General features: G+C 61.1%; 29 protein-coding genes and 2 tRNA genes. 15 read left to right on the forward strand and 16 right to left on the reverse strand.

The genetic code is table 11. From position 1 onward, the window contains the following. Positions 1–277: 277 nt before the first annotated feature. A complete protein-coding gene (locus J2Z31_RS08980; protein WP_209601553.1) occupies positions 278–760 on the reverse strand; it encodes a hypothetical protein in 483 nt (160 codons plus the stop codon). Positions 761–935: 175 nt separating this feature from the next. Continuing rightward, entirely contained in the window at positions 936–2,003 is a 1,068-nt protein-coding gene (locus J2Z31_RS08985; protein WP_209601554.1) for a DUF475 domain-containing protein, read from the reverse strand. A 594-nt stretch (positions 2,004–2,597) separates the two neighbouring features. Here J2Z31_RS08985 and J2Z31_RS08990 point away from each other — a divergent pair. Beyond that, on the forward strand, positions 2,598–3,164 hold the full coding sequence (locus J2Z31_RS08990; protein WP_209601555.1) for a hypothetical protein: 567 nt from the start codon (positions 2,598–2,600) through the stop codon (positions 3,162–3,164). Between the two features lie 217 nt (positions 3,165–3,381). Here J2Z31_RS08990 and J2Z31_RS08995 read toward each other — a convergent pair whose 3' ends face one another. Both J2Z31_RS08995 and J2Z31_RS09000 read right to left on the reverse strand, forming a co-directional pair. Beyond that, positions 3,382–3,543, reverse strand: a complete 162-nt coding sequence (locus tag J2Z31_RS08995) for a hypothetical protein (protein WP_209601556.1) — start codon at positions 3,541–3,543, stop codon at positions 3,382–3,384. Continuing rightward, positions 3,543–3,800 carry a hypothetical protein gene (locus tag J2Z31_RS09000; RefSeq protein ID WP_234939345.1) on the reverse strand — a complete coding sequence of 86 codons (258 nt, stop codon included), beginning with the start codon at positions 3,798–3,800 and terminating at the stop codon, positions 3,543–3,545. Before J2Z31_RS09000 ends, J2Z31_RS08995 begins: the two co-directional genes overlap by 1 nt. A 270-nt stretch (positions 3,801–4,070) precedes the next feature. On the opposite strand from J2Z31_RS09000, the gene J2Z31_RS09005 reads away from it, so the two are divergent. Then, complete coding sequence (locus J2Z31_RS09005; RefSeq protein ID WP_209601558.1) at positions 4,071–5,444, forward strand: flagellin N-terminal helical domain-containing protein; 1,374 nt, start codon at positions 4,071–4,073, stop codon at positions 5,442–5,444. 296 nt (positions 5,445–5,740) lie between these two features. On the opposite strand, the gene J2Z31_RS09010 is transcribed toward J2Z31_RS09005, so the two are convergent. The 3 genes from J2Z31_RS09010 to J2Z31_RS09020 all read right to left on the reverse strand — a co-directional run bounded on the left by J2Z31_RS09010 (position 5,741) and on the right by J2Z31_RS09020 (position 7,534). Next, complete coding sequence (locus J2Z31_RS09010; RefSeq protein WP_209601559.1) at positions 5,741–6,007, reverse strand: hypothetical protein; 267 nt, start codon at positions 6,005–6,007, stop codon at positions 5,741–5,743. A gap of 30 nt (positions 6,008–6,037) precedes the next feature. Further along, positions 6,038–6,901 carry a Shedu anti-phage system protein SduA domain-containing protein gene (locus J2Z31_RS09015; protein ID WP_209601560.1) on the reverse strand — a complete coding sequence of 288 codons (864 nt, stop codon included), beginning with the start codon at positions 6,899–6,901 and terminating at the stop codon, positions 6,038–6,040. A gap of 69 nt (positions 6,902–6,970) precedes the next feature. Further along, positions 6,971–7,534, reverse strand: coding sequence for a hypothetical protein (locus tag J2Z31_RS09020; protein WP_209601561.1), 564 nt, complete (start codon positions 7,532–7,534; stop codon positions 6,971–6,973). A 393-nt stretch (positions 7,535–7,927) separates the two neighbouring features. Here J2Z31_RS09020 and J2Z31_RS29930 point away from each other — a divergent pair, with 393 nt between their 5' ends. From J2Z31_RS29930 to lysC, 4 genes are all read left to right on the forward strand, one after another. Then, the gene (locus J2Z31_RS29930; RefSeq protein ID WP_408022022.1) at positions 7,928–8,221 is read left to right on the forward strand and encodes an HNH endonuclease; all 294 of its coding nucleotides are present in this window, start codon (positions 7,928–7,930) and stop codon (positions 8,219–8,221) included. Positions 8,222–8,290: 69 nt separating this feature from the next. After that, complete coding sequence (locus J2Z31_RS09030) at positions 8,291–8,428, forward strand: peptidoglycan recognition protein family protein (RefSeq protein WP_209601563.1); 138 nt, start codon at positions 8,291–8,293, stop codon at positions 8,426–8,428. Positions 8,429–8,448: 20 nt separating this feature from the next. Beyond that, entirely contained in the window at positions 8,449–8,679 is a 231-nt protein-coding gene (locus J2Z31_RS09035; RefSeq protein ID WP_209601564.1) for a hypothetical protein, read from the forward strand. Then, a complete protein-coding gene (lysC, locus tag J2Z31_RS09040) occupies positions 8,676–8,966 on the forward strand; it encodes an Rz1-like lysis system protein LysC (protein ID WP_209601565.1) in 291 nt (96 codons plus the stop codon). The genes J2Z31_RS09035 and lysC overlap by 4 nt, the downstream gene beginning before the upstream one ends. A 145-nt stretch (positions 8,967–9,111) precedes the next feature. Here the strand turns inward: lysC and J2Z31_RS09045 are convergent, their stop codons facing one another. Next, positions 9,112–9,387, reverse strand: coding sequence for a hypothetical protein (locus tag J2Z31_RS09045; RefSeq protein ID WP_209601566.1), 276 nt, complete (start codon positions 9,385–9,387; stop codon positions 9,112–9,114). Positions 9,388–9,515: 128 nt separating this feature from the next. Here J2Z31_RS09045 and J2Z31_RS09050 point away from each other — a divergent pair, with 128 nt between their 5' ends. From J2Z31_RS09050 to J2Z31_RS09060, 3 genes are all read left to right on the forward strand, one after another. Then, entirely contained in the window at positions 9,516–10,073 is a 558-nt protein-coding gene (locus J2Z31_RS09050; protein WP_209601567.1) for a hypothetical protein, read from the forward strand. A gap of 425 nt (positions 10,074–10,498) precedes the next feature. Beyond that, a complete protein-coding gene (locus tag J2Z31_RS09055; RefSeq protein ID WP_209601568.1) occupies positions 10,499–10,852 on the forward strand; it encodes a hypothetical protein in 354 nt (117 codons plus the stop codon). A gap of 1 nt (position 10,853) precedes the next feature. Then, complete coding sequence (locus tag J2Z31_RS09060; protein WP_209601569.1) at positions 10,854–11,795, forward strand: hypothetical protein; 942 nt, start codon at positions 10,854–10,856, stop codon at positions 11,793–11,795. Between the two features lie 9 nt (positions 11,796–11,804). Here J2Z31_RS09060 and J2Z31_RS09065 read toward each other — a convergent pair whose 3' ends face one another. Beyond that, a complete protein-coding gene (locus tag J2Z31_RS09065; RefSeq protein ID WP_209601570.1) occupies positions 11,805–12,899 on the reverse strand; it encodes a hypothetical protein in 1,095 nt (364 codons plus the stop codon). Between the two features lie 686 nt (positions 12,900–13,585). Between J2Z31_RS09065 and J2Z31_RS29595 the strand changes: the two genes are divergently transcribed. Beyond that, the gene (locus J2Z31_RS29595; protein ID WP_268828426.1) at positions 13,586–13,708 is read left to right on the forward strand and encodes a hypothetical protein; all 123 of its coding nucleotides are present in this window, start codon (positions 13,586–13,588) and stop codon (positions 13,706–13,708) included. Next, positions 13,705–13,875 (forward strand): hypothetical protein, encoded by a 171-nt coding sequence (locus J2Z31_RS09070; protein ID WP_209601571.1) that lies wholly within the window; start codon positions 13,705–13,707, stop codon positions 13,873–13,875. Before J2Z31_RS29595 ends, J2Z31_RS09070 begins: the two co-directional genes overlap by 4 nt. A gap of 275 nt (positions 13,876–14,150) precedes the next feature. Here the strand turns inward: J2Z31_RS09070 and J2Z31_RS09075 are convergent. Further along, a tRNA-Pro gene (locus J2Z31_RS09075) sits at positions 14,151–14,227 on the reverse strand. A gap of 285 nt (positions 14,228–14,512) precedes the next feature. Here J2Z31_RS09075 and J2Z31_RS09080 point away from each other — a divergent pair. Beyond that, on the forward strand, positions 14,513–14,926 hold the full coding sequence (locus J2Z31_RS09080; protein WP_209601572.1) for a hypothetical protein: 414 nt from the start codon (positions 14,513–14,515) through the stop codon (positions 14,924–14,926). Between the two features lie 86 nt (positions 14,927–15,012). Here J2Z31_RS09080 and J2Z31_RS09085 read toward each other — a convergent pair. Then, positions 15,013–15,087: transfer RNA gene (locus J2Z31_RS09085), tRNA-Gln, on the reverse strand. 315 nt (positions 15,088–15,402) lie between these two features. Here J2Z31_RS09085 and J2Z31_RS09090 point away from each other — a divergent pair. After that, positions 15,403–16,311 (forward strand): MBL fold metallo-hydrolase, encoded by a 909-nt coding sequence (locus J2Z31_RS09090; RefSeq protein WP_209601573.1) that lies wholly within the window; start codon positions 15,403–15,405, stop codon positions 16,309–16,311. A gap of 46 nt (positions 16,312–16,357) precedes the next feature. Here J2Z31_RS09090 and J2Z31_RS09095 read toward each other — a convergent pair whose 3' ends face one another. After that, positions 16,358–17,269: a DUF1499 domain-containing protein gene (locus J2Z31_RS09095; protein ID WP_209601574.1), complete on the reverse strand. Its 912-nt coding sequence runs from the start codon at positions 17,267–17,269 to the stop codon at positions 16,358–16,360. 541 nt (positions 17,270–17,810) lie between these two features. Here J2Z31_RS09095 and J2Z31_RS09100 point away from each other — a divergent pair. Then, complete coding sequence (locus J2Z31_RS09100; RefSeq protein ID WP_209601575.1) at positions 17,811–18,200, forward strand: hypothetical protein; 390 nt, start codon at positions 17,811–17,813, stop codon at positions 18,198–18,200. Positions 18,201–18,318: 118 nt separating this feature from the next. Beyond that, a complete protein-coding gene (locus J2Z31_RS09105; RefSeq protein WP_209601576.1) occupies positions 18,319–18,588 on the forward strand; it encodes a hypothetical protein in 270 nt (89 codons plus the stop codon). Between the two features lie 42 nt (positions 18,589–18,630). Here the strand turns inward: J2Z31_RS09105 and ppdK are convergent, their stop codons facing one another. The 4 genes from ppdK to J2Z31_RS09125 all read right to left on the reverse strand — a co-directional run bounded on the left by ppdK (position 18,631) and on the right by J2Z31_RS09125 (position 26,960). After that, positions 18,631–21,321, reverse strand: a complete 2,691-nt coding sequence (gene ppdK / locus J2Z31_RS09110) for a pyruvate, phosphate dikinase (RefSeq protein WP_209601577.1) — start codon at positions 21,319–21,321, stop codon at positions 18,631–18,633. Between the two features lie 251 nt (positions 21,322–21,572). Beyond that, complete coding sequence (locus tag J2Z31_RS09115; RefSeq protein WP_209601578.1) at positions 21,573–25,034, reverse strand: chromosome segregation SMC family protein; 3,462 nt, start codon at positions 25,032–25,034, stop codon at positions 21,573–21,575. A 388-nt stretch (positions 25,035–25,422) separates the two neighbouring features. Beyond that, positions 25,423–26,235 (reverse strand): DsbA family protein, encoded by an 813-nt coding sequence (locus J2Z31_RS09120; protein ID WP_209601579.1) that lies wholly within the window; start codon positions 26,233–26,235, stop codon positions 25,423–25,425. A 218-nt stretch (positions 26,236–26,453) separates the two neighbouring features. Then, a complete protein-coding gene (locus tag J2Z31_RS09125; RefSeq protein WP_209601580.1) occupies positions 26,454–26,960 on the reverse strand; it encodes a DUF721 domain-containing protein in 507 nt (168 codons plus the stop codon). Between the last annotated feature and the right edge of the window lie 35 nt (positions 26,961–26,995).

Genomic DNA, 26,995 nt, shown 5'->3' on the forward strand with positions numbered 1-26,995 from the left:
ATAGCTCCAATTGACCGCTTCGGGCGTGGCCCTGAGTTTCGCGACCACTTGCTAGCCGGCTCCTGATATCGCTGACCTAGTCCAATGAAGAAATGCCCGTCGCGAAGGCGTCGATGAACTCGAAGATCGACCGTGCCGAGAGGCCTTTAGTTCGGGGTGCGCGGGTAGGCGCTGGCCACGTCCGAGGGATCGTAGTCGCGTTTGCTGGATGCATTCCAGCAAGTATATATCCTTGCATCCGGACCGAGCTATGCAGCGGCGCGAGAGACCACCACTCTCAAGAAGGAGACTTGTTGTCCGGTGGTCTGGGTATCGGCAGACCCGCAGGAGCGATGCGCCAGGCCTGCGCGAGCACCGGCATGCGCGCGACAGACGTGAACGAAGTAGTTTGCAGCGCGAGCGAACGGAAGAAGAGCGGAAACGCAGCCAGCAACTTCGAGAGTTTCGGCGTATCGCGCGAACCACGGAAATAAGGGCCGCTTCTGACGGCGATAGTGAACAAGCGAAGTTCCTCTACCTCTCCTTGGCACGCCGACGTCAACACGGCCGTCAACATCCTCAGGGCCGGAAACACGGCCTTCGGTCCTTCCGGGAAAGCTGGCATCCGAGGACTCGAGAGCCGTACCCTGTCCAGCAGGAGCTCCAGTGCAAGCTGGTCGCGGTCAGGGGCAAAGAACCCCCTTTCGTCAAGCGCCCCCTTCATTGGCAGCGACAGCGGGACAAAACGGTCCTGGGGGTAAACCGGAGTGTGCTCTGCCATGCTGACCGCGTCGGCATAGCCGCCGTCGCGGGCACAATGACGAGCGCAATGCCACCGTTCGCCTTCCCCGATGCTCCGTCCACTGGGAAGCCGCAGCCGCGTCATTCAAGGCTGGGTCACCAAACAAAAGGGCCCTCGGCTTGCGCCGGAGACCCTTATCTTCATTTGGCGCGACTTATTCTGCCGCGGCTTCTGCGGGTTCCCCTTCGATTTCGGGGTTCGCCCTGTTCCAGCGGATGGAGGACCACAGTGAGATGCCAATCAGGCCAGCGCCGAAGAGACCCGTGACCACTTCCGGAATGTGGACCATGGTCTGGACGTACATGATGACCGCGAGGATCAGAATCGCCCAGAACGCGCCGTGTTCGAGGTAGCGGTACTCTGCGAGCGTACCCTTCTCGACCAGCATGATGGTCATGGAGCGGACGTACATGGCACCGATGCCGAGGCCGATAGCGATGACGAACAGGTTCTGGGACAGGGCGAAAGCCCCGATCACGCCATCGAAGGAGAAGCTGGCGTCCAGGACCTCAAGGTAGAGGAATGCGCCGAGACCACCCTTGGCAGCGCCTTCGAGGGCCTCCTCGGAGGCGTCGAGTACGCTTCCGATCACTTCAACGAGGAGGAAGGTGATCAGGCCGTAGATAGCGGACCAGACGAAGGTGCTGACATCTGCGGCAGGCAGGAAGTGCGAGAAAGCGACGATCAGCAGCAGCACGAACAGGATTTCGACGCCCTTGATGCCAGCCACGCGGGCGAGATTGCTTTCGATCCAGTGAACCCAATGTACCTCCTTCTCCTCGTCGAAGAAGAAAGACAGTCCGACCATCAGGAGGAACGTGCCGCCGAAGGCCGCGATGCTGAGATGGGCCTCGTTCATGATGCGCGAATACTCGGCGGGCTCATTGATCGCGAGCGTCAGCGCTGCGATAGGACCTATGTTGGCCGCGATGGCGACGATGGCGAGCGGGAAGACGATGCGCATGCCGAAGACGGCGATGACGATACCCCAGGTTAGGAAGCGATGCTGCCACTTGGGCGTCATGTCCTTGAGCTTGTTGGCGTTGACGATGGCATTGTCGAACGACAACGAGATTTCGAGAACGCCCAGCACCGCGCAGATGAAGAACACCTGGGCGGCACCCGCGAGGGTTCCCGTCGTGTTCCAACCGAGCCATGCTCCGAGCGCGAGGCCTACGGCCGTGAAGGCGAACGCCCAAGTGAAGTATTTGTAAGTTGGCATTTTTCTCGTCGTTCAGCAAATTTGTTGATTTGCAATTTGATATGCAATCATCGGTTTAGGGAGAATCGCGAAGAACTTCAAGCTTCTTGTTGGCTCTCGTGATCACTTGTAACTTAACCTTCTAAATGCCGGACGGGGTCTCCCATCAGTTGAGTGCGAGATGTGTCAGGTCTCTTGCATCTGAGAGTTTCCTCTTATTGGTGAAATCCCGGAAGGACAATCGAAGTTTAGAGGCAAGTTTTGGAGACAAAGGAGTGAGTCGTCGAAGGGTAACGGTATGACATTGGGCCGACGCTCCGTGTCTTTTGAACATTCGTCCACAAGTCCCGAGCTGCGGGCGGTCCGCCGCAGACGGTCCTGCCCCCTTACGGCGGGTCGCCGATCAGTCAGACGTCCGTCCGACCCGTGGCTTGCCCTGTCGAGCAGTCCCTCCACTGCCTCGGCAATCAGTGACCACGCTCGGCGTCAGCTCGAAATGCGAGCCATCGGCGGTAGCCACAGCCTTGGTTATGGAGACCTCGTGCAAGCCCTGCCGACTGATTTGTCGCTTTCCGCCGCCGGAGACATGATCTCACTACATAACAGAGAGATTGCATGTTGAGAGCAATAGCACGCGCGTTGGCGGCGGCCGTTTCGGGACTCTGGAAGGGTGCGCTCTGGTCGCTGAATTTCGCGGAACAGATAATCCGCTGGCCCTTCAGCGTGATCTTCGGCAGTGGTGGCGGCGATCGTCCAAATCCACATTTCGAACCGCAGACGAGCGGCGTTCAACTCCTCGACGAATTCGAGGCCGCCCGCGCTCGCCAGGCTGCCGTCCATAAGCTTGACCGCGATGGCGTCGACACTGTCATCAAGTACGCTAGGGCAAAGCCATCAGCTCGTCCGACAATCGATTTGGGTGGACTACGGAGGGATGTCCGGGCGACGCTGTTGACGATGGACGACAACGAGTTGCAGGCGCTTGCAAATGCGTCGATCGGAGCCGTCAGGGAATTCCTCGAGGTTCGTGAGCACGGAATCCACGGCGTCCCGATTGTCCGCCCAATCCCGGCCGACACCGCGCTGACGGCTGAAATGACCGCGGACGAAAGGGTGCTGTGGAAAGTCCGCTCGAAGCTGCTGAAATCTCAGCAGTCAAGCGATTTCAAGCTGTCGATGTGAGAGCGTTGCGGATCGCATCGAGTCGGCAATGTTGTCGAGCCGCGCTCTCGTGCGTCCAGCAGCAGCGATGTTTTCGAGGTGGAGCGCCTTGAGGTCGCTGAGCAATGCCCCCTTCTCAGCTCTTGACTTGCTGAATGCCACGAGCTGGTCAGCCATTCAGCGCGCGGATGGCTTTCTCAAACTCGTCGATGTCGGGCATCTTCGGCTCATCCCATGGTCATCCGCGCGGAGATTTTGGGTCGCTTTCGGCAATGGCGGCATCCGGGGCTCGCATGTTGAGGATTTCCAACATCATCCGATGCATTTCCGGATGCTCATACGCCAGGTCGCCGTAGTGCTCTCGGATGCGCTGCCACTGCTCATCTGTGATATCTGACATCACGCGCGCCCTTTCTTTAGGAGGTCAATGACTTCCTGACGTTGCTTGCAGGCAGCATACAGGCGGGCATTCTCCGCTTCCAGTTTGGCGAGCAGGCGCATTGCCTCGCGTGCCATCGCTTCCATCTCGTCGGCATGCGCGACTGCGCGGCTTAGGGCGTCCTCGTAGCGGACATTGTAGCGGGCTTCTGCAGCAGCGGCGAGGCCATCGCCAATAGCGTTTGCCAGCCCTACCGCGCCGGCGGCCAGAACTGCCATGCCTGCGGCGTTGCCCATTGCCGCCGAGTAAGCGGGATTTCCAAAGCGAGACATAGCCGTCCTCCGTTAACAAAGTTGCTGACCCACACATATGACGCGGGATAGTTGTATTTTCAAGTCAACCTACGCGATAAGACGATCGGAGTGTTAACGAGCATCTGGGCTCCCCTGCCCCCCAGACCTGCTGTGATGAAAATACCTGTTAAATGAACGGCTAACGCAGCAATAGAATATCCGTCCCCATTGTGTTGCCAGCCACTTTCAGTTGATTTGCCTGCGTTTTTCTTCGTTAACAGATCCTCCGCGCTGACCGCCCTACGGACATTGCGGTCGATCAACACCAGCTTGGCCGACACCCAAGGCCGGGTCAGCTCCGGACTGCGTGTAGCTGTCGCCGCCGACAACGCCGCCTATTGGTCCATTTCGACGACGATGCGCTCGGACAACGTGGCGATTTCTGCGGTCTCTGACGCCCTCGGCCTTGGTGCTGCGAAGGTGGACGTGGCGTACGCCGGTCTGAATTCGGTCATCGATGTTCTGAAGGAGTTCAAGGCGAAGCTGGTGGCGGCCGAAGAGGACGGCGTCGACAAAGCCAAGGTTCAGGGCGATCTCGATCAATTGAAGCAGCAGGTCCAGAGCATAGCGACATCCGCGAGCTTCAGCGGGGTCAACTGGCTGAGCACCGACATCGCCGACATGTACGACAAGACCCTCAACAGGGCTTCGACCGTCTCCTCCTTCGTACGGGACACGGCAGGCGGCGTTTCCGTCAAGACGATGGATGTCAATCTGTCACGAGTGGCGCTCTTCAACAGTACGGGCGGGGGGCTGCTTCAGGCCGATCCCCGAGACCTCGGAACACTCGGCGGCCTGCGCTTTCCCCCGGTTTCTACCGACTGGATGAGTACCTATAGCGACGGCAACAAAAGGGGCTCGGCCCCCTTCTATATCGATTTCACCTTCACCGGCCCGCTCGCTTTCGGCGTCGGCGACGAAATTTCGTTCGACGTCACAGTAGACGCCGACAATCCAGCAGACCCCATCGACCCGCCGTATTTCCCTGGGCAAACCACGCATGTCGTGATCGATAGGGCGATTGTCGATGCTGTCCTTCCATCAGCTAACGGGGTGATATCCACGTACAAGGAGTATTCGGCGGTTCTGCGCCATGCACTCGCGGGTTCCGGCGCGACGGCGACGACCTACTGGAAATACGATCCGCCCCACCAGACAAAGATCAAGGTAGACATTCCTGACGTCATCGGGATTGCCTACCTTGGCAACTCGTCGCTGGATGGCTCGTCGATCGAGATCAGCGGGTTCACGAGCACTGTCGGTAGCGGCGGTCTGGGAGACGCGTACAACGTATGGCATCCGCAGATCAGAGATGAGGCTCGATTTCGAGCCGTTCACGGTCTTCGAGGACGCGGTCGTCAGTTTCAGCCTCCGCGTCGGCCGCGAGAGCGCGGTCTCCTTCTCGTTCGACAAGGCATACGTCAATTCGCTGCTGGGCGTCGAAGTGCGCAAGACGTCTTTACGCGACCGATCCCGCCTTTTTGCGGTAGTCAGGATCGAGCGGCAAGCTTGCTCTCGATATCGACCTTCTCGTCGTCCGACATCCCCGCGATTCTTCGTCTGTTCTGATCCACAAAATTCGCAAGCAGACGACGGCTCGTTTCATTGGGAGCCGTATCCTCAGTTTTCGCGGAGCCCTTGCTCTTTAGGAACAGGACGAGGATGGCGACAATGACGCCGGCTACAATGGTGATCTCCCACGACATTCAGTCCCCCAGGACACTAGACTTGCCCAATCATCAGCCATATCGCTCCAGAAGCGGGATAGCAACTATGAGGCGAGCCGCCTCCATGAGAGCCTGCAAAGACTCCTGGAGTTGCCCCGATCCCGAAAATCCAGAACTCGCACTAGCCGGCGGGGCCTTTTATTTCGGCCGAAACATGAAGTTCGAAAACCGATACCCGAGATAGCCCAGGAAGACGCAGCCGATCACCGCGATCCAAAACAGCAAGGTCAGGTCGGGCCCGGTGCGGCATTGGTCGCCGGTGCGCTCGATGATCTCGCAGACACGCTCGAGCTCGGCACCGAGCTTGCCGAACATCGAGTGAGTCAGCCAGAACGCGAAGCCGAAGACGGCAAGGCCCACAATGGTTTGCTTGCATTCGTCGGTTACGGGGATCGGCTCGAACATGGATCAGGCCTCGGCACCTTCGACGACGTCTTAGTCGCGTCGAATTCTTATGTTCTCGGCCGCGTACTGATGAGCTTCGATCGGAACGCCGCTTTTAAAACCGCGATATGTTCTGGAAGGTGGACCATTCTTGAGTTTGTCGTGGAGCGCAGCGCTGACACGGAACTGAGTGGGGTCGATCCAGCCGTACATTTCTGAGTTCGTGATTTCGTCGGTCACGATATCGATGTATTCGTTGTGCCTGATCGCGATGCTCAGTTCGTCTTTGCTCTTCAAGCCTTCAGCCAAACTGTCGAATGAGATGATCTTAAAGTCATCCGTCTCCAACGACTGGATTTTTGAGCGCCGAATGTCGCTTCCGCTGTATTCATCACGGCGTCCATAAACGAGTACGTACTTGTTGAAGGTGGGATTCCTGATTGCCATGTGCATCGGCACCTGGATGGCCGCCAACGAGTTCAGGAACCCTTTCTGGTTGTCGCGCGCGAACCACGCCCTCCAGTCGTTTATCTGCTGAATCGCATGCAGAAAGCCAGGATCGAACTCATTCGTGCTGCCCTTGAAATACTTGGAGGACGGCTTTTCGATCTCGATGTGTACGGCGTTCCAGTCGTCCGAGCTTTTCGAGAAATAGAAGAAGTCGGATTTGTAATCGCTACCGAACGAAAGTTTTCGTAGAACGAGATCACAGCCGATGCCATGGTTCTGCACGAACTCTCTCGGGATCAAGCGCGTGTGCTGCTCGAGGTATTTTTGATAAACTTGCTCGTTGTGTTCCTCGTCGAGCAGTTTCAGGTATTCGGTTTTCAGATCATCTGCAGTCAGTGTCAAAATACATCCCCCAGGCGATAAATCGGCCGACCATTTTGTAACGGGCAGTTTTTCGGCATACAATCACAACCTGCACACCGATAGTCACCAAGACCCACTGCCTCGCGACGACAGCGGGTCTTCATTTGCGCCTCATTTCTTTCCGTACTTTTTTAGTACCAGCTTCGTGTGCTGCTTGACGAAGTCGTCTTTGTCCTGCTCCACGGGATCGAAAAGCCCTTCGCTCTCGACCATGCCCCAGAAGCCTGGACCAGGCCGTGTCGTCCCGGCTGATTTGCGATGGACTAGGACCGATAAGACAACACCTTTTTCCTCGTGCGAATCTCGCGAAATCTTGTCGAGGATCGCACCGATACGAGTGCGGTGCGCGGGTGTCGAAGTGGTTAGGCCGATGGCCGTCATGATCGGTTCGTAGAAGGTCGCCGTCTCACCCCGGGCGATCATATCCATGAGATATTCGCGAACCTCCGCGACGTCCTTTGCCTCGGCGTCATCCTTCTCGAGAACACTCGCCGTTTGCACGAAGCGGTTTTTGCCGATCGTGATTTCGGCAAGACTGCCAGCCTTGAGCATTGCCGTGACGGCCGGTGCAGACCGGTCCAGATATTCGGCGACTAGCGGGATCGGTAAGATGCCGAGATTGTATGCGTCGCTCCTGTAAGCCTCGAGGTAGTCAGCGACTGTATCGAACTTCATTGTTATCTCCGTATGTTTACGATTTGCAAAATCAAGTAATCACAACACTTAGGTATCTGTCAACATTGTCGAGGCGAAATGGTGTCGGCGGATTTGCGCCGGTCGGCCGGCGGACACATCATTGATGTCAGACACGAACACAGGGAGAGTTTGATGTGTCCAAGGTATCGATCAAGAGGCTCAAAGGATTCAACGACGCCCAATTTGTGCACGTAGAGCCTGGTTCTGCGATAGATGTTCCGGAAATCCGCGAAGTCGGCTGATCCACTTCAGGGGACAAAGTCGGACTTATGCGATCACCAACCTCTCGGCATCAGGAAAATGACAGGACACACAGCGCAAAAAGTCTGCACCAAGTGCGGCAGCACACGATTCAATGCGTGGGACAGATGCATGGACTGTCGCAATGCTCGGGGAAAGATTCGTAGCGCACGAGTCAAGGCTAACGGTGGATCGCATACATCCAAGGAGTGGCTAGCGTTGCTTGCAGCAACGCCAGCCTGCGTCGAGTGCGGGAGAGCCTGGGCGGATATCCCTCCGCGTCCTGATCCGAGGTACAAGTCTGTTTGGACGAAGGGCCATATTGTACCAGTCTACCACGGCGGCACGAACGACATCTCGAACATCCGGCCCGAGTGTTACGAGTGTAATTTTGGGAAGAACGCAGGAGCGCTCTCCAAAAAATAGCAGCGCAATGGTCACTGGTTTAAGTCCGCCGGCCGAACAATAATCGGGCATTCACAGAGTACCCGCCGCATGCCGCCCATCGACACTATCGCCGTACACTGCACCGCCACCCCCGAAGGCAAGGACTACAGCATCGACACAATCCGAGGATGGCACAGAAGCCTCGGTTGGAGCGATTTCGGCTACCACTACATCTCGATCTCCTGAGGAGGGCGTGATATGGGAGCATGGAGACCGCTCAGGGCATCGCCTTACAGCAGTCCGCAATCGACCGGATGAAGGAAGCTCTCGCTCTCGCCATTGCCTCGAGGCTCGAGGAAGACCCAGCGGCCGAGGACGTCGTGGTCCTCCGCGACTTCCGCGATGGCAACGGCACCCTCTACGGCATGACACGTCTCGCACAGACCGCCGAGGCACTCGGCCTCAGTCCCGAACTCGTGTTCCGGATGGCGTCATGACCTCGAAAACCAAGACTTCCACCCAGGCGCTGAACGCCGCCTTCCTCGTCAGCCTGCTCCTGCTCTTGGCAGGCTGCGCTACGACCAAGGCCATCCCAGTCAAGGAAATCGTCGAACGGCGGGTTGAAGTCCCCAAAAGCCTGCTGACGTGCGCCGACGAGCCGGTTGCTGGAACCGTATGGATCACGCAGAAGGACGTCGGGCGGTATATGGTGAAACTGGCCGACGCCGGGGAAGACTGCCGCTTGAAGCTGGCCGCTGTTAAGCGCCTCATTGATGTCAGGTAATTTTCCGCCGGCGGACTTGTGCCGAGCGACCGCTGATCACACTATCGATGTAGCGATCCACCGCATCGATGTTTCCCGACAAATGCCTCGATCGCTGAAACATGTTGGCTGGGCCCCGGGGTTTCCTTTCCGCGGGGCTTTCTTTTTAATCGAGACCCAGTTCCTGTCGGCGAGCGAGATGCTCGGGCGATCCTCGCCAAAAATAATCCGCCGGCAGCTTGTATTTTTCAGTCGGCGACGTCGGGTCACGGAAGAGAAACGATGGGCGTGCTGCCTTCTCGATCACCGTGCCGTCTTCGCGGCGTTTCAAGATCACGATCCTGCTCTTGACGCCCGCCTCGGGGCGCGGTTGCGGGACGGCAGTCTGACGAGGGATGTCGAGATCGGCGAACGGTCGGCGGCGTGCGAATGGCAGTGTCATAGTCAGCTCCTTTGTCGGCTTGACTACTATGTTGTGACCGGCGGGAGCTGGTGCAACTCGCCGCCGGTTTGTAGCTTGCGGCCGCCGATACAACGATCTCCGTGCAACAACAGACAGGGAGACATCACATGATGAAAGCAATCGCAAATGCGTTGGCCAGCCTATGGCGTGGAGCGCTTGGAGTCCTGAATTGGACGGAACAGCTCATTAGGTGGCCGTTTTCGGTAATCTTCGGGTCCAGCGGCGGCGGCATGCCCAAACCAGAATACAGGCCCGATGTATCGGCCACGCAGTTGCTCGATGAGTTCGACGAGGCACGCGCTCGTCAGGCGGCTGTGCACGACCTGGATCGCGACGGCGTGAGTACCGTCCTACAGTACGCCAGAGCCTTACCGTCGGCACGCTCAACGATCGATCTCGGTGGTCTGAAAAAGGATATCAGGGCGACGCTGCTGACCATGGATGAGAATGAGCTGCGTGCGTTGGCGCAAGCCGGGATCGGAGCTGTGCGGAAGTTCATCGAAGGAAAACCCCATGGCGTACACGGCGTTCCCGTCGTCAAGCCTGTCCAACAGGTTGCCGTCCCCGCACCGAGGGAGATGACGCTGGAAGAGCGGGTCCTCTGGACAGTGAGGTCCAAGCTCCTGAAGGAGCAATCCGGACAGGAGTTCAGGATCGCGAGATAACGAGAAGCCCGCCATCTCGGCGGGCTTCTTCATTCCAGTTCGACGCCATCATCGCGGGTCTGGGGGTCGTTTGGACCGAGAATGTCGAGCATTGCGGCAAGGGTAGTCGGCCGAGAATGACCTTGTTTCCGGTCGTGTTCCCGCAACCGCGGCGACTTAGGCGCTTAGCGATCTCACTGAGTATGATACTGGATCGCCCTCGCTGGAGTTCCCAGCGTTCAAGCCAGGCTTCACGCTCGCACTGGGCGCAGCGGCCACCAATGCATTCCCACTGTACCATCCGCGCCGTGGCTTCGCCGACGTAGATCGGCTGGCCGCATCCGCCCTTCGTGAGATCGATGCCGCGTCGGTGTTTCAATGTTCACGTTTAGTTCCTATTTTTGTCGCGCGTCAATGCGCTCGATTTCCACATAGGATTGTGTAGATTGGCGGCGCAGGAGAGCCAAATGAGAACCTTTGCCGCCGTCGTCATCGTTGCGTTCATCGTCAGTCCCGCCGCCGCGCAAAACGTTGCGGGCCTCGGGGCAGTGCTCTGCCGGGAGGTGCTGCCACACATGGACAGCAAGCCTTTTCAATCCCAGCTCTTTGCCTGGGCTACAGGTTTTATGACGGGCATAAATATGACGAACCAAGCAAACGGCCAAGGATATCGCGATTTCTCGACAATGAAGGTGGACGTCATCCTCGGAGAGGTTCGTGCAGCGTGCGCCCGCAACCGCGATCTTCCGGTCATCTCAGCTATCGAGCCCATGTATCAGCAGTTCCCGGTAAGGAAGTGACATGGACCAGATACTCGCAAACGCGATCGCTTCGATCGAGGTCGGCATCGAAGATTTCCGAGAGGGATCGGATCGCCGCCTCGTATCCTCCGTCCGCAACGTCTATGCGGGCCTTCTGTTGCTGGCGAAGGCAGTGCTTTGGCAGGAGTCGCCGAACAGCGACGGGTCTCTGATCTTCGTTATGAAAAGGCAGAAGGACGGGTCACTCGTAAAGACCGGGAAAACCATTGATGTACGAGGAATCCAGGATGGGTTCGCGATCGTAGGCCTCGCGCCTGACTGGGGGCCGCTCAACGCTATCCAGACGTACCGCAATGACATCGAACACCTTTACTCCTCTGCCGACCCGAACGTCGTCAAGGAACAGCTGGGCCGCACGCTTCCGCTCATTCGAACGCTGATGGGCGATTACCTCGACATCGATCCGCAAACGAAATTTTCGCCCGATTGCTGGAAGGCCTTGCTTGAGACCAAGGAATTCTTCGACGAAGTCCAGGCTGCATGCCTCGCGACCTTCGACAATATCGAATGGGAATCGGACGAGGTCCCATTTCCCAAGGCTGACATGCATTGCCCTGAATGCGGATCGCACCTCATCGCTCAGCAGGACGCTGGCGAGCGCAATCCGCAGCACATGCACCTCATCTGTCGGAACTGCGGTCACGAACCAGAGACCGAGGACATGCTGGAGTCAGGTATCATCGACGTCACAGAAGCTGACCGATATCTTGCAATCAAGGACGGCGGCCGCTCCCCGATCGACACGTGCCCGGAATGCACACGAGAGACGTTCATCGTTGATATAGCGAAGTGTGTGCTTTGCGACTTCGAGATCGAGGCCGAGTGCGCGATTTGCGGGGAGGAGCTGGACGTCACGGACTACAGTCCTGAGTATCCCAGCCTGTGCGCCTACCATGCGCACGTCGTTTCCAAGGACGATTAAGAGACGCACCTAGTGGCGGCGCATCTCGACCGCAGGCGCGTCGATCGACGGCAAATGCGATGTTCGCAGTTCCTCCGGGATCGGAAGACCGTTGAACTCTTTGTGGCCGCGGATCGAGATCGTCCCTTCCTTGCGCTCGAACTCGAAGTCGACGGGAGAGCGTTCATCGGCCGCCCATTGCCGGAAGCGGTTGACGTTGATCTGATTCAGGAACCTCAGTTCGTGCGCCAGGGAGTCATGAACACTCTGCATCGACGTCAGAATGCGCCTGAGCTCCCTCGAGAGCGCCGTGCGGTCCAAGGGATGCATGAGCTGCACGCTGCTCTCGGTGACATGTCCGACTTTACGCAGTTCGGCCGCCAGCTTCTCGAGGATCGGGGCTAGCGCTTTTCGTTCCGGATTGAGCGCCCTATAGCCGTCGAGCTGGAAAAGCACGGTGTCGATGTGTTCAGTGACTTCCTCCGGCTCTCCGTCGGCTCCTACTTTCACCGTCTTGAGCTTCTCGGTTACGCGAAGCATGCCGTCTCGGATGTTGCGCCAGAGCTTGACCTGCAACGAGACCTCGATACGGTTCTGGATGCCGGGGAAGAAGGTGTCGGCCTGCTTCGCGATCTTGAGCATTTCATCGACCGCCGAGCGCCATTGGCCGATCTTGCCTACGCACCGCAGGATGTATTCGAGTTCGCTCTTTTCCCTCTCGCGCCGTTTCAGGTCTGCGATAGCGCTTTCGTGACCCTCATGGTTTAGGGAGCCGAAGCAGTCAGGACCGATGAGCCGGATTACTTTCTCGTCGGGGAAGTAGGCGATAAGTCCGCCGTCGCGCCCGAACTTGCGGTGATCAGGAGAACAGCAAGGGCACGGAGCCCAATTCTTGGATTCGACCTGAGCCTTCTGAAGGTAAAATCGACCGACATAGCTCGGAGGGGTGCCATTCTTCGGCGGCGGCGTGTGGCTATGACCACGCCAAAGCCAAGGGTCGTATCCCGCGTCGATGACGGCCTTTACTTCTTCAGTAACCTCATCGCCCGGGCATGTATCAAAAATGGGTTTGTTGATCTTTGCTGTTTCAGGAACCTGTACGAAGTTCGCAGAACTATTCGACAATGGCGAATCACTCGGTTGTTGACGATGGCTGTATTTATCAGGTTTCGCTTTTATTCACGAGCCGCAACCACCGCTATACCCATGTTTTTGACTTCCCGCGCTGATTCTAATCGTTCCATGCCGCAGGACAATGAGACCGAGAGCGGATATCGCTTCTCTGACAGCCTGGCGTTTGATTTCCTCCGGTCATCACTTCTCCCCCCTTCCGCCGGCTATTTCCCGTGCGTCGATGTCCGGCACGATAATCGCGTGGTGGCAGTAGCTCAGGTAGAGCAGCCAAACGACCCAATCATGACCTGCAGGCGGTGACGGTCATATGTGCGGCCGGTTGTCAGTTCGAATCCCTCTCGCCATCACAACGCGGCTGCGGTCGCGGCGAGTTACGGCCCTAAACGCCATTCGCCCGAGGGCGCGGCCAGAGGCGGCTCGTGTATGATGGCTCGGTAGTCACGCGCTACCAGGAATCGGGGTTACCCGCTGATGTATAGCGGCGGTTTGACGACCCTCTCGAGCAGCCTTGCATTCTCTGCCGGCGAAATTTGCTCCTCTGATATCCGGGTCAAACTGTCCCTTGAGCGCCATGGGAGGCGCATAGGGAGAACAAGCATGCAAATTGGTTTCGCCGGCCTTCTGGCCATCCTTTTCATTACCCTCAAGCTGACTGGCTATATCGCGTGGAGCTGGCTGTGGGTTCTGTCGACGAGGTGGACCTCTTCGTCGACGAGCGTGGGGAGGAGCTTCAGGAGGCCTTCGATGCATTTCTTCGGGAACTCGATGAGGTGGAGGGCCTGGAGGACGTTGACGTATGAGAACCTTCACTTCGACCGAGATCGACGAAGCCATTGAACACTGCAGTGAACTCCGGGATATCGAGGAACTGGGCCTCGATGGCGTGGAGTTTCATCAAAAGATGGAGGCCGTATACGAACTGGACCGGCTGCGGGCTGATCTGCTGAACGTCGCCTGTAGATACTGAGATCGAAGATGGAGATGCCCCTCTTCGAGATGCCCCTCTTCGGAGGGGCTTTCTATTTGTCGCCATCACCCGGTTCGGCAGATGGTCGGCCAGGTACGCTGCCCGCGCGGTTTGCAGCCCGCGCCAGAACGCCAACTCTTCAACGGGAACTGCCTTCAAAAACTCGGCCTGTTCATCCTCGTCGCTGTTGAAGAAGGCTTCGTAATCGTTAGGTGTTTCGTTAGGTGTGAATCTACGCTGAAACGAAAAAATCCCGCAATTGCGGGCTTTTCAGCTGGTCGGAGTGGAGTGATTCGAACACTCGACCCCCACGTCCCGAACGTGGTGCGCTACCAGACTGCGCTACACTCCGTGACCAGCGGCGCCTCTATAGAACAGGCTTTTCGATTTCACAAGCGGCCATCTCAAAAAAAGAAGACAGCCCTGCAAAATCGGCCCCGTGGAAAGCTTGTGCGCCTATCCCTTGCGGCAGAAATAGGGCGTTTCTGCAACGCTTTGGATTTTCCTCGAGCGGGCGACCGCAGGCCGATTTTCTTTCGCCGGCTTTGGCGCTAGAGCCTCGGCGAAAGGCGAGGAAAGCTGGGGGATTCGGGCCTTCCGCGTCGCGAGACAAAGCACAGGTCAAAGGGACAGAGACATGATTTTCCGCTTGATGACGGCGGCCGGCCTCGCGCTGGTCATTGCCGGCTGCACGACGACGACAGGCGTGGCACGAAACGCGGTCGAGAAACGCTGGCTCGGCCAGTCCGCAGGCCCCTTCTTCGCCCAGTTCGGCCCCCCGCTGTCCGACGTCGAATCCGGCAGCGAGACCGTCTATAGCTGGAAGGGTGGCTACAAGAGCCGCAAGATTCCGGCCCAGTACGAAATGTCCGCCAACGGCAAACGCGGCAAGCGCATCTCCGCCGCCCGCACCGAATACTTGAGCTGCGCCGTCCAGCTCACCGTCTCCTCCGACTACGTCATCCGCTCGATCCGCATCGTGGGCGATCGCAAGCGCGAAAGCGGCCCGAGCTGGTGCGAGGAGTTTCTGGGAGGCGTGAAGGCGGAGTAATAGGCCAAAATGTTCTGATCGAACCCGCTGACGACAGTCGGCGGGTTTTGTTGATGGCGTGGGCCAAAACGCTTTCAGCGCGTGTGTGGCTGGGGCGCCTGGATTCGAACCAGGGAATGGCGGTACCAAAAACCGCTGCCTTACCGCTTGGCTACGCCCCAACTTAAGCTGGCCGGATATTTGCCGCGCCAAATCGAGCGCCTGATTAGCAAAGCTCGTGCGTCGTCACAATGCTTAACTTCGCATTGCTCGCAGATTTTGTTCACCATTCCCTTTACACATGCAGCCGCACTGTCCAAGGTCGACGACCAGAACGAACGTGTGAATAGTGCCGTTTCCTCCTTTCGTCCTTTGGCCTATTGTCGCGCGCAGGAAGGTGGCTGCCGGTATTGGCGCGGGTGTGGCGCACAATCTCGTCAACGCCGGGCAACGAGCCAATACACTCCACGAGAGCGAATGAGTAGGAGGCGAAACGCATGGAGGGCCCGGACTTCGATCTCGACTTCAGACCTGCCCACGGCGAGGCGGTGCCGGTGGCCGAGAACGTGCAACGGATCACCGTCAACAACCCCGGCCCCTTCACCTTCCACGGCACCAACACCTACATCGTCGGCCGCGGCTCGGTCGCGGTGATAGATCCCGGGCCGGAGGACGAGGCGCATTTCCGGGCGCTGATGGCGGCGCTCAAGGGGCGCGAGGTGACCCATATTGCCGTCAGCCACACGCATCGCGACCATTCGCCCCTCGCCCGCCGGCTGAAGGAGGCGACCGGCGCCACCATCGTCGGCGAAGGTCCGCATCGCGCGGCGCGCCCACTGCATGAGGGGGAAACCAATCCCTTCGCCGAAAGCTCGGACATGACCTTTGCTCCCGACATCGCGCTCGCCGATGGCGAGCGGATCGAGGGCGACGGCTGGAGCCTGATCGCGGTCGCAACACCGGGACACACGGCCAACCACATGTCCTTCGCGCTTGAGGGCACTGGTATCCTGTTTTCCGCCGACCATGTGATGGCCTGGGCAACGAGCATTGTCGCGCCGCCGGACGGCGCCATGGCCGATTACATGGCCTCGCTCGACAAGCTGCTTGCCCGCGACGAGCGGTTCTATTTGCCCGGCCATGGCGGCCCCGTCACCGAGCCCGGCTCCTTCGTCCGGGCACTGAAAGCGCACCGCAAGATGCGTGAGCGCGCCGTCATCGAACGGCTGCGCGCCGGCGAACGGAGGATTCCCGACATAGTGACGGTGATCTATGCCTCGACCGATCCGCGCCTGCACGGCGCCGCGGCACTTTCGGTGCTCGCCCATATCGAGGATCTGGTCGAGCAAGGCCGTGTGGCGACCGACGGCCCGCCCTCGCTTCTCGGCGAATATCGGCTGGCGTGAGGCGAGATACCGCAGGGCGGAGGGGGTAAGGGGCGCCGCCTGCCAATCAGTCTCCGGCGATCCCCAGGAGTTCAGCGTCAAGCGCCCGCAGGAATTCCTCGGCGAAGGCGGCACCCATGCCGAGATCGTGTTGGCCGTAGCGCGACGCGACGCGCAGGTCGACAAAGGTGGTCTCCGCCTCCTCGCGCAGCCGGATGAGCACGTCGAAGCGGAAGCCGATGACGAGCGTGCGCCATTCGCCCTGCAGAACGACGTCACCGGAGCGCCGTCCCGGTACGCCGTCTTCGATCGCTCGCGGGGCCGGCCGCACGGCCGGAACCGGAACGACCTGAGGCTCGGTGCCGCTTTCCACCCCCGTGCCGGGCCGCACCGCCAGATCTTCGAGGTCGGCGCGCGCGTTCTCCACCCCAAGCTCCGCGACCGTGGTTATACGCGCCTTCTCCTCGACCTTGCGCACGCCTTGGAACACCCGGTCGAGCGCCCCCTCGTAGCGGCGGCCGGTCAGCCCCGGATAGGCGGCGATCTGCGCCTCCCGGTCCTCGGGCGCCACCGACGCATTGCGTCTGATCCAGCTTTCCCCGGCTTGCGGCACCTCGATCCAGGGCGGCGGCGTCACCGTATCCGTGCTGACGTCGTAGATCGCCGGATGCATCACGTATTGCGCCGCTCCAAAGCCAAAGACGCCGACAGGAAGCGCCGCATAAAACAGCGCCGATACCGATGCCTTGCCACCCATAGCAGCCACCTGCCACAGACGCGCGAGCCCGACAGCCGCAAGCAGGACGCCGAGGAGGCAAAAGCCGACGGCAGCGAAAGCCAGTGCCAGGAAATGCGGCGTCGTCAGCGGACCGAACCGATGCGCTGCGAGCGCCAGTGCGAAAAGCACAAATCCTATTCGGGCGAGCCGGCGCGCCCAGTGGGCAGCATAGGAATAGGGACGCTCGTAGAGAACAACCATGAAACGGAATCAATCCCCGCGACGGAACAGACCCGGACTTCTTAGAGCATTTTGCAGCCAGGTGGAATCACCTGAAGTCGCACAAATGCGGCAAAAACAAGCAGATAGAGCGGCAGCGCGAAGGCATGTGAGCGCTTTGCGCTCTGGACGATGGCCGGCCGCGCTGGAAACCACTATGCTCCAGTTGCGCAGCCGGCGCTCGCGTCGCGGTCCGATTCTCGGATCGAAACTGATTTAAGGAAGAACATTCAGCGCCTCGACCTGCTACAGTGAGCTTGAGCCTTCGAGGAGGCGCGCACCCAAGTCGAGCAGGTGCCGCAAATTCGCCATTCTCGTTAACCAGTTATTTAATTTAACGGATTCGGCGGCTGTCCGCCTACTGCACGTCTCCTTGGTCGACCGCGAATTAAGGCCAAAGAGATGCAACGAATCGAAGTGGCGGCCTCTGCGTCTGATAAGACGCGCGGCGCTGTAGAATGCGACTGGAGGCAACGACCCGCGCGATCGGAACACAAGGCGCGGCAAGTTACGGAGAGACATCATGGCCGCATCGGAAACCAGCCTGGAGATCGTCCGTCCTGCCCCGCCACCGCAGGCGGAGGATGCAGCCATTCCGATGGCCTTGCTGGAGCTCGAACTCTCGCTCGACCGTTTCTCTGGCGGCGATAGCGATTTCGCCGATTTCGTGCGCAGCGTGTCGGACGACGTCGGCGGCGAATTCCTCTTCGCGCTGCCCGCCTCCGGCCTCATCGACGATTGCCTGATGATTGCCGTCCTGCGCCTCGGCGCCAGCGGAGACAAGGCCCCGACCATCCTGTTCGTCTGTCTCGACGCGGATGGGAGCACCGTGCGTGCCGAGCAGCCGAGCGAGCGGACCGCCGATCTCCAGAGCTTCGCCGAAGCCTTTGTCGGCGTGCTCGAGCGCATCTGAAGCGGCGGTGCCACTCCCGCGTCACCGGCGCATGATACCGCGTGCCGACAGGCGCCCCGGCCTCACCACGTGCCGCCCAGCGCTTGCGGTGTTTTGTCCATCAGGAGGACGTAACGAGATGGTCACAAGAGTGCTGGCGCTCGCGGCCGCCGGTCTCCTCGTTGCGGCATGCCAGACGATGACGCCAGAGGAGCGGCGGGCACGTGACGAGAGCACCTGCGCCTCCTACGGCTTCCGCCGCGGCACCGATGCATTCGCCGCCTGCCTGCAGCGAATAGATCTCGACCGCCGCGCCGAAGCGCGGGCCTTCCGCTACAGAAGCGACGCAATGCTATGGGGCTGGGACCGCCCGGTCATCATCGAGAGGCGGGTCATCGTCAGGCGATGATGCAGGCGGAGGGGACGAGCGAGCTGGCGCTCGGGACAGCCGTCAACTCGCCGCCATCGCCTCGACCTCATCGTTGCCGTTGATCGCCGCCTGTGCCGCCGCCAGCCGTGCGATCGGCACGCGAAAGGGTGAGCAGGAGACGTAATCCAGGCCTGCCTCCTCGCAGAAGCGGATCGAAGCCGGATCGCCGCCATGTTCGCCGCAGATGCCGAGCTTGAGGCCGTTCTTGGTGCGGCGGCCGCGCTCGGCGGCGATCTGTATCAGTTCACCGACGCCGTCGAAATCAAGCGAAACGAAGGGATCCTGCTCGATGATGCCCTTCTGCTGGTAGGTGGCGAGGAACAGGGCCGCGTCGTCGCGCGAAATCCCGAAGGTGGTCTGCGTCAAGTCGTTGGTGCCGAAGGAGAAGAAATCGGCGGATTGGGCGATCGTGTCCGCCCTGAGCGCCGCGCGCGGCAACTCGATCATCGTGCCGACCAGATAGTCGATAGCCATCCCCGCCTCGCCGATTACCTCTTTGGCGACGGCATCGATCCGCTCCTTGACATAGTCGAGCTCGGCGCGCAGGCCGACGAGCGGTACCATGATCTCCGGCACCACCGGGGCACCGGTCAGGCGCGCAGCCTCGACCGCAGCCTCGAAGATCGCACGCGCCTGCATTTCGACGATCTCCGGATGCGAGATCGCCAGGCGGCAGCCGCGATGGCCGAGCATTGGGTTGAATTCATGCAGCGCCTCAACCCGCTGGCGCAGATGCGCCGGGTCGAGGGCCAACACGCCGGCGACCTCGGCGATCTCTTCGTCGCTCTTCGGCAGGAATTCGTGCAGCGGCGGATCGAGGAGCCGGATTGTCACCGGCAAGCCGTGCATGATCGAGAAAAGCTCGACGAAATCCGAGCGCTGCATCGGCAACAGCTTCGAGAGCGCTTCGCGCCGACCCTCTTCGGTCTCGGCGAGGATCATCTCCCGCATCACATTGATGCGGTCATCCTCGAAAAACATGTGCTCGGTGCGGCAGAGCCCGATGCCTTCAGCGCCGAAGGAGCGGGCGGCGCGGGCGTCGGCCGGCGTTTCGGCATTGGTGCGCACGGTCATCCGCCGGCTCTGGTCCGCCCATTGCATGATCTTGCCGAAATCGCCCGAAAGCTCCGGCTGCAGCATCGGAACCTCGCCCTTCAGGACCTGGCCGGACGAGCCGTCGATGGTGATGATGTCGCCCTTCTTCAGCGTCACGCTCGTGGCGATCAGAAGTTCGTTGCGATAATCGACGCGGATATTGCCGGCGCCGGAGACGCAAGGTGTGCCCATGCCGCGCGCAACGACGGCCGCGTGGCTCGTCATGCCGCCGCGCGTCGTCAGGATGCCTTCGGCGGCGTGCATCCCGTGGATGTCCTCAGGGCTCGTTTCGACACGCACGAGGATGACTTTGCGCCCCTCCTTGACCGCCTGCACCGCTTCCTCGGACGAAAAGACGATCTCGCCCGTCGCCGCACCCGGCGAGGCAGGCAAGCCGGAGCCGATGATATCGCGGCGTGCATGCGGATCGATGGTCGGGTGCAGGAGCTGGTCGAGAGAGGCGGGATCAATGCGCGCCACCGCCTCTTGCTGCGAAATCAGCTCCTCCTCCGCCATGTCGACGGCGATCTTCAGCGCCGCCTTGGCGGTGCGCTTGCCGGAGCGGGTCTGCAGCATCCAGAGCTTGCCGCGCTCGATGGTGAATTCGAGATCCTGCATGTCTCGGTAGTGCCGCTCGAGCGTGTTGCAGATCTGCTCGAACTCCGCAAAGGCCTCCGGCATCAGCTTTTCCAGCGACGGCTTGTCCGAGCCGGAGGCGATGCGTGCGGCCTCGGTGATGTTCTGCGGGGTGCGAATTCCCGCGACCACGTCCTCCCCCTGGGCATTGACGAGGAACTCGCCGTAGAGCTCCTTCTCGCCGGTCGATGGATTTCGCGTGAAGGCGACGCCCGTTGCCGAGGAGTTACCGAGATTGCCGAACACCATCGCCTGGACGTTCACCGCCGTTCCCCAACCGGATGGTATTGCGTGAAGATGGCGATAGGTGATCGCGCGCGGGTTCATCCAGCTCGAGAAGACCGCGCCGATTGCGCCCCAGAGCTGGACCTCCGGATCCTGCGGAAAGGGTTCGCCCAGAACTTCCTCGATCGCTTCCTTGTAGCGCGAGATGACGTGCTGCCATTCGACAGCGGAGAGTTCCGTGTCCTGCTCGTGGCCGAGCCGCGCCTTCTCCTCCTCCAGTATCTCCTCGAAGACGTCGTGATCGACGCCCAGGACAACATCGCCATACATCTGGATGAACCGGCGGTAGCTGTCCCAGGCGAAGCGCGCGTCGCCGGCATCGTGGCCAAGCGCATGCACCGAATGGTCGTTGAGCCCGAGGTTCAACACCGTGTCCATCATACCCGGCATGGAGGCGCGGGCGCCGGAGCGGACCGAAAGAAGCAGCGGGTGGGTGGTGTCGCCGAAGCTGCGTGCGGTGATCTCCTCCATGCGGGAAATCCCCTCGCGCACCTGCTCGCGCAGGCCTTCGGGCATCGTGCGGCCGTTTTCGAAGTAGCTATTGCAGGCATCGGTGGTGATCGTGAGTCCAGGCGGTACCGGCAGGCCGAGATTGCACATCTCTGCGAGATTGGCACCCTTGCCGCCGAGCCGGTCGCGGTCTCCGGCTCTGCCCTCGGCCTTGCCGCCGCCGAAGGTGTAAACCCACTTCGCCATGCCTGTCCTCCACCACACAAACAGCTCTAGCGCGGGGATGAGGAAAAAGTGTGTGCGGTTTTTCCGCCCGCACCCCCTGCTAGCTTATTCGATCACGTTTGTGGTTTTAGGTCGATCCGACCTAAACCATCCTGATCTTGTAACGATCTACAGTATATGTTTCGGGTGGAAAATGCACTTGGCGAAGATTTTTGCTGCAGTGCATCAATCTTGCGAAAGAAGTAGGGTGCGCCGCACGGAGGGCGTCATTTTCAGACCGCTTCGCGCATGCGCTCGGCCGTCTGCAGGTCGACCGAGACGAGCTGTGAGACGCCCTGCTCGGCCATGGTCACGCCGAACAACCGGTTCATGCGTGCCATGGTGATCGGGTTGTGCGTAATGATAATGAAGCGCGTCTCGGTCGAGGCAGCCATCTCGTCCATCAGGTTGCAATAACGCTCGACATTATGGTCGTCGAGCGGCGCATCGACCTCATCGAGCACGCAGATCGGCGCTGGGTTGGTGAGGAAGACGGCGAAGATAAGCGCCATCGCCGTCAGCGCCTGCTCGCCGCCGGAAAGCAGCGTCATGGTCTGCGGCTTCTTGCCCGGCGGACGGGCAAGAATCTCGAGTCCGGCTTCAAGCGGATCGTCGCTCTCGATCAGCTGCAGTTCGGCGGTGCCGCCGCCGAAGAGATGGGTGAAGAGCCGCTGGAACTGCGCATTGACCACGTCGAAAGCGGCGATCAACCGCTCCCGGCCCTCTCGATTGAGGTTCTGGGTGGCGCTTCTGAGCTTGCGTATCGCCTCGATGACGTCGTCGCGCTCCTTGAGCAGCGCCGCCAAGCGCTCCGAAAGCTCCTTCTGTTCCTCGTCGGCCCTGAGATTGACGGCACCGAGCCGCTCCCGCTCGATCTTCAGCCGCTCGACTTCCCGCTCGACCGCCCGCATGTCCGGCAGCGGCTCGTCGACGGCCAATCCCGTCAGGCGCATCACTTCGTGCGGGGCGCAGGAGAGCGCCTCCAATATGCGCGCTTCGATTTCGACGCGCCGCTCGCGTGCCGAAACGAGCCGTTCCTCGGCCCTGCCGCGCTTCTCGCGCGCTTCCGCCAGCTCCGAAAGGGCGGTCGCAGCCATGCGATCGGCCTCGCGCTGGCGGTTCTCCGCCTCGGCAAGAATGTCTGCCGCCTCCCGGCGCGCCGCCTCGGCTTTCTCCAGTTCGCGCATCAGGGAGCGGCGCTTTTCCTCGAAGGCGTCGGGCGCGTCGATCAATTCCTCGACCTCCTCCCGGGCCTCCGCCTCGCGCTCTCGGAGCGTTGCGACGTGCTCTTCGGCGCCCGCTGCCCGCTCCCGCCAGGTCTCGCGCTCGGCGGCGATCGTGGAAAGCCGGCGCATCCGTGCCTCGTTTTCGCGCGCGAGGCCGTCATGGGTGGCGCGCGCCTCGGCAACCGCGGCGCGATCGGCTGCAACCTCGGCGGTTCGGGTGCGAAGCCTGAGATCGAGGTCGGAAAGCTCGGGGGCGCCAGCAAGTGCGTCGGTCGCCGCCTCGATCTGCTCGGCCAGTTCTTCCACCTGCCCCTCGACCTGGAGCCGCGTCTCGGCAAGTACGGCGTGGCGGCGGGCGAGATCGCCGGAGGCGCGCTCGGCTGCAGCCAATGCATCGCGCGCATCGGCCAATTGCCGGGCTATCATGCGCTGCGCGTCGCGCGAAAGCCGCAGCCGCTCGTCCTCGGCGCGGATTCGCTGGGCCGCGGCGGCAAGGTCCGCCTCGACGCACCGCAATTCCTCCGCCGCGGCCGCCGCCTCACCCTCGAGTTCTGCCAGCCGGTTCTTCTGCGCAAGCCGCAATGCCGCGGCGCTCGGCGCCTCCGATCCGGTCACATGGCCGTCCCAGCGCCAGACCGCGCCTTCCTTCGTCACCAGCCGTTGACCGGTCTTCAGAAGCGGCAGCAGCCGCTCCGCTTGCGCCTCGCTGTCGACGATGCCGATCTGGCGAAGCGTCCGGCCGAGCGCCTCCGGTGCGCGTACGTGGTCGGTCAGCGCCGGAACGCCGGCGGGCAGAGCGGGATCCCCGTCATCGTCGGCCGGCATGCGCCAGTGCGAGGGAGCGGCCCGGTCCAATGACGAGTCGAGGTCGTCGCCAAGTGCGGCGCCGAGCGCCGTCTCGAAGCCGCGGTCGACCTTCATCTCCTCGACGACCGCCGGGTAGGTGCTGGCGCCGGCTGCCTCCAGGATTCGGCGGATGGTGCGCGCCTCGGTCTCGATCCCGTTCAGCCGCGCTCGCGCCTCGTCGACGGGCAGGCGGGCGGCGACTTCGTCCGCACGAGCCTCGGCCAAGCTTTCCTCGATTGCGATGAGGCTGGCCTCGGCCTCTTCGATTGCCGCTTCCGCCGCCTCGACCTGGCCGCGCTTTTCCTGCGGGTCGGGCAGCGCTGCCATCTGCCGGTCGAACTCGTCGAGATCGCGCGTCTGGTCGGCGAGCTGTCGGGCAAGTCGCGCCTGCCGCTCGGAAAGGTCGCGCAGCGTCCGTTCGATCTGATTGCGAGCGGCCTGCGCCTCGGCGCGCTCGGCTGTCAGGCGTGCAAGGTCGGCTTCGCTGGCAACGAGCGTCTCGTTGGCGTCCTCCAGCCTGTCTCGGGCCTCCTCAGCGCGGTCGTCCGCCTCCGCCAGCACACCCTTGAGCTCTTCTTCCTCGTCATCGAGACGGGCGAGAATGCCCGCATTGTCGACGACTAGCCGCTCCTCACGGGCGATATCCTCGGCAAGCTGCGCCAGCCGCCGCTGCAATTCGTCGCGGCGGCGCAAGATACGGCCTGCATCCTCCTCGAGCTGGGCACGGGCGATCTGCAGGCGCTGAAGCGCCGCTGCCGCCTTCGCCTCGTTCTCGCGCAATTCCGGCAGCCTCAGGCTGGCGATCGCTTGATCCTTTGCCGCCTGCATTTGTGCCTGCGCCTTCTCGGCCACCAGCGCGGTGACCTGGTTCAGCTGGCTGGTCGCCTCGGCTTCCGCTTCCTTCCCCTGGACCCAGCGGATGTGAAAGAGGATCGCCTCGTGCCGGCGGATCTCGGCGGAGAGCATCTTGAAGCGGTTGGCCTGGCGCGACTGGCGCTTCAGGCTTTCGATCTGGCTTTCGAGCTGTGAGGTGACGTCGTCCAGCCGCTCGAGATTGGTCTCGGCCGCCCTCAGACGCAGCTCCGCCTCGTGCCGGCGCGAATGCAGGCCGGAGATGCCGGCGGCCTCTTCGAGCAGTTGGCGGCGCGCCTGGGGCTTGGCGGCGATCAGCTCGCCGATCCTGCCCTGTCCGACCATCGACGGGGACCGCGCGCCGGTCGACGCGTCGGCGAACAGCAATTGCACGTCCTTGGCGCGCGCCTCCTTGCCGTTGATGCGGTAGACCGAGCCCTGCTCGCGCTCAATGCGGCGCGTCACCTGGATTTCGTCGCTGTCGTTGAAAGCGGCGGGCGCGGTGCGGTCGCCGTTGTCGAGATATAGCCCCACCTCAGCCGTGTTGCGCGCCGGCCGGCTGCCCGACCCGGAGAAGATCACGTCGTCCATGCCCGATGCGCGCATGTTCTTGTAGGAATTCTCGCCCATCACCCAGCGAAGCGCCTCGACGAGATTCGACTTGCCGCAGCCGTTCGGGCCGACCACGCCGGTCAAGCCCCGCTCGATGACGAATTCGGTCGGTTCGACGAAGGATTTGAAGCCGAGCAGGCGGAGCTTGGTGAATTTCATGGGAGGGACGCGAGGGCTGAGTACCCCCCTCTGCCCTGCCGGGCATCTCCCCCACAGGGGGGGAGATTGGCAGGAGGCACCGCCCTGCGCAACATTAAGGTGGCAAGTGCCGCCACATGCCTGGCTACAACGTGGCTAATTGAGCGGGACGTCGCCACTTGCCGATCTCCCCCCTTGTGGGGGAGATGCCCGGCAGGGCAGAGGGGGGTGAACCACGAGCACATCACTCGAATGCCCCCTTCCCGATCACACGCACAATATGCTCGCAGACATTGTCGATCGTTCGGCGAGACTTCAGCGTGAGGCATGGCGAAGCCTCACCGGCAGCGGGACACGAAAAACGGGCGCACGGCCGCGGCCGTCGCCCGCTGTCCTGAAAAGCGAAGGATCAGAGTTTGCTGTCGATGAGGGCCGACATAACGTCAACCGACATGTCCCCCGAATAGTGCTCGCCATTGACGAAGAAAGTCGGCGTCGATTGCACTCCGAACTCCTTGGCGCCGCGCTGCATCACAGCGTTCACATCATCCAGAAGTTTCTGGTTCGTCAAGCAGGCCTCGAAGCTCTCCTGTGTAAAACCGGCGAGTTTCGACATCTGCAGAAGCGCTTCGCGACCGTTCTCCGCAGCGGCCCATTGTTCCTGCTGTTTGAACAGCATGGAGATCATCGGGAAATACTGCCCCTCCGGCGCGCAGCGCGCCAGCATGAAGGCAGCCGCTGCGCGGGGGTCGAACGGAAATTCGCGGATGACGAAGCGCACCTTGCCGGTATCGACATATTTTTCCTTGATCGCGTCGAAAGTCTTGTTGTGGAAGTTGGCGCAATGCGGGCAGGTCATCGACATGTATTCGACGATCGTCACCGGCGCGTTGGCTTCGCCAAGCGCCATCTCCGGCAGCGGGCCGGGTTCCATGAGCTTCTTGACGTCGACGCTGCCTTCCGACTTCGGCAGCTCGACCTTGGCGGCCGGCACGGAGGCCTGCGCCACTTCGGTGCCGGCGGGTTTCGCCGTGTTCGAAGGATCGGGCGTTGCCGCCGTCGAGGCCGTGGTTGTCGCCTGTGCGCTCGAAGCGGCTTCCGTCGGTGCGGTGGCGGCCGTTTCCTTCTGTTCGTCGCTGCAGGCGGCAAGCACCAGAGCGATCGCGGCGACGGCGACACCGCTCAGCAGGCGTTTTGGAAGTCTCATATCGGAAGCGGACATGGAGAGGCCCCGTAATCTTGGAGGGAAATTCGAAGTGCGATTTCGATAACTTCCCCAGTGCAAGGCGGCAAGGGGTGGCGTGACAACTGACTTCAAAGAATTGTGACCGACTACCGCAAGTCTCCTTGTGAGACCTCGGACAAAAAATGCAGCAATTTTGAGATCCCACGGTGACATTTGCGACATTAGCGGACGCGCAAATGTCGTCGTTGCGGTTGTCATTTCTTTTGGGGCGAAAGCACGGCCGTGCCGAGCCGCGTCAGAGCCTTCTTCAGCCCCTCGCTTTCGATACCCTCGACCATGGTCTCGAGCAGGCGGGCGGCTTCGCCGGTCAGCGGGCGCGGGGGTCGATTTGCTCTCGGAGGAGCGGCAACCGGCTTCTGCACGATCCGCACCTGTCCGATTGCGTGAAAGCCGAAGAAACCGTTGATGCGCTGGATCAGTTCGCCCTGGGCATGGGTGAGGAAGAGCGCCCTTGCCCCCTCGCAGGCAATGGTGAGCACGCCCGGCTGGTAGCCGCCATCCGCGCCGATTTCGGAGGCGCGGCGCGGCCAGGCGATCCTTTCCGGCCGCGTGCAATCGGCAAAGTCCGGACCGGCAATCTCGTCCCACGAGCCAAGCAGCATCGTGTTGATGCCCGCGCGCTTGGCGAGCACCGGATCGATCAGGCCATTGGCGACCTCGCTGATCTGGACCACACCCCGGCGGGGCTTCTCTTCACGCACTGACACGACTTTCTGTTTGCAATTCCAATCAAGCC

This window comes from Sinorhizobium kostiense, from assembly GCF_017874595.1.
In the GTDB taxonomy this organism is placed as follows: domain Bacteria; phylum Pseudomonadota; class Alphaproteobacteria; order Rhizobiales; family Rhizobiaceae; genus Sinorhizobium; species Sinorhizobium kostiense.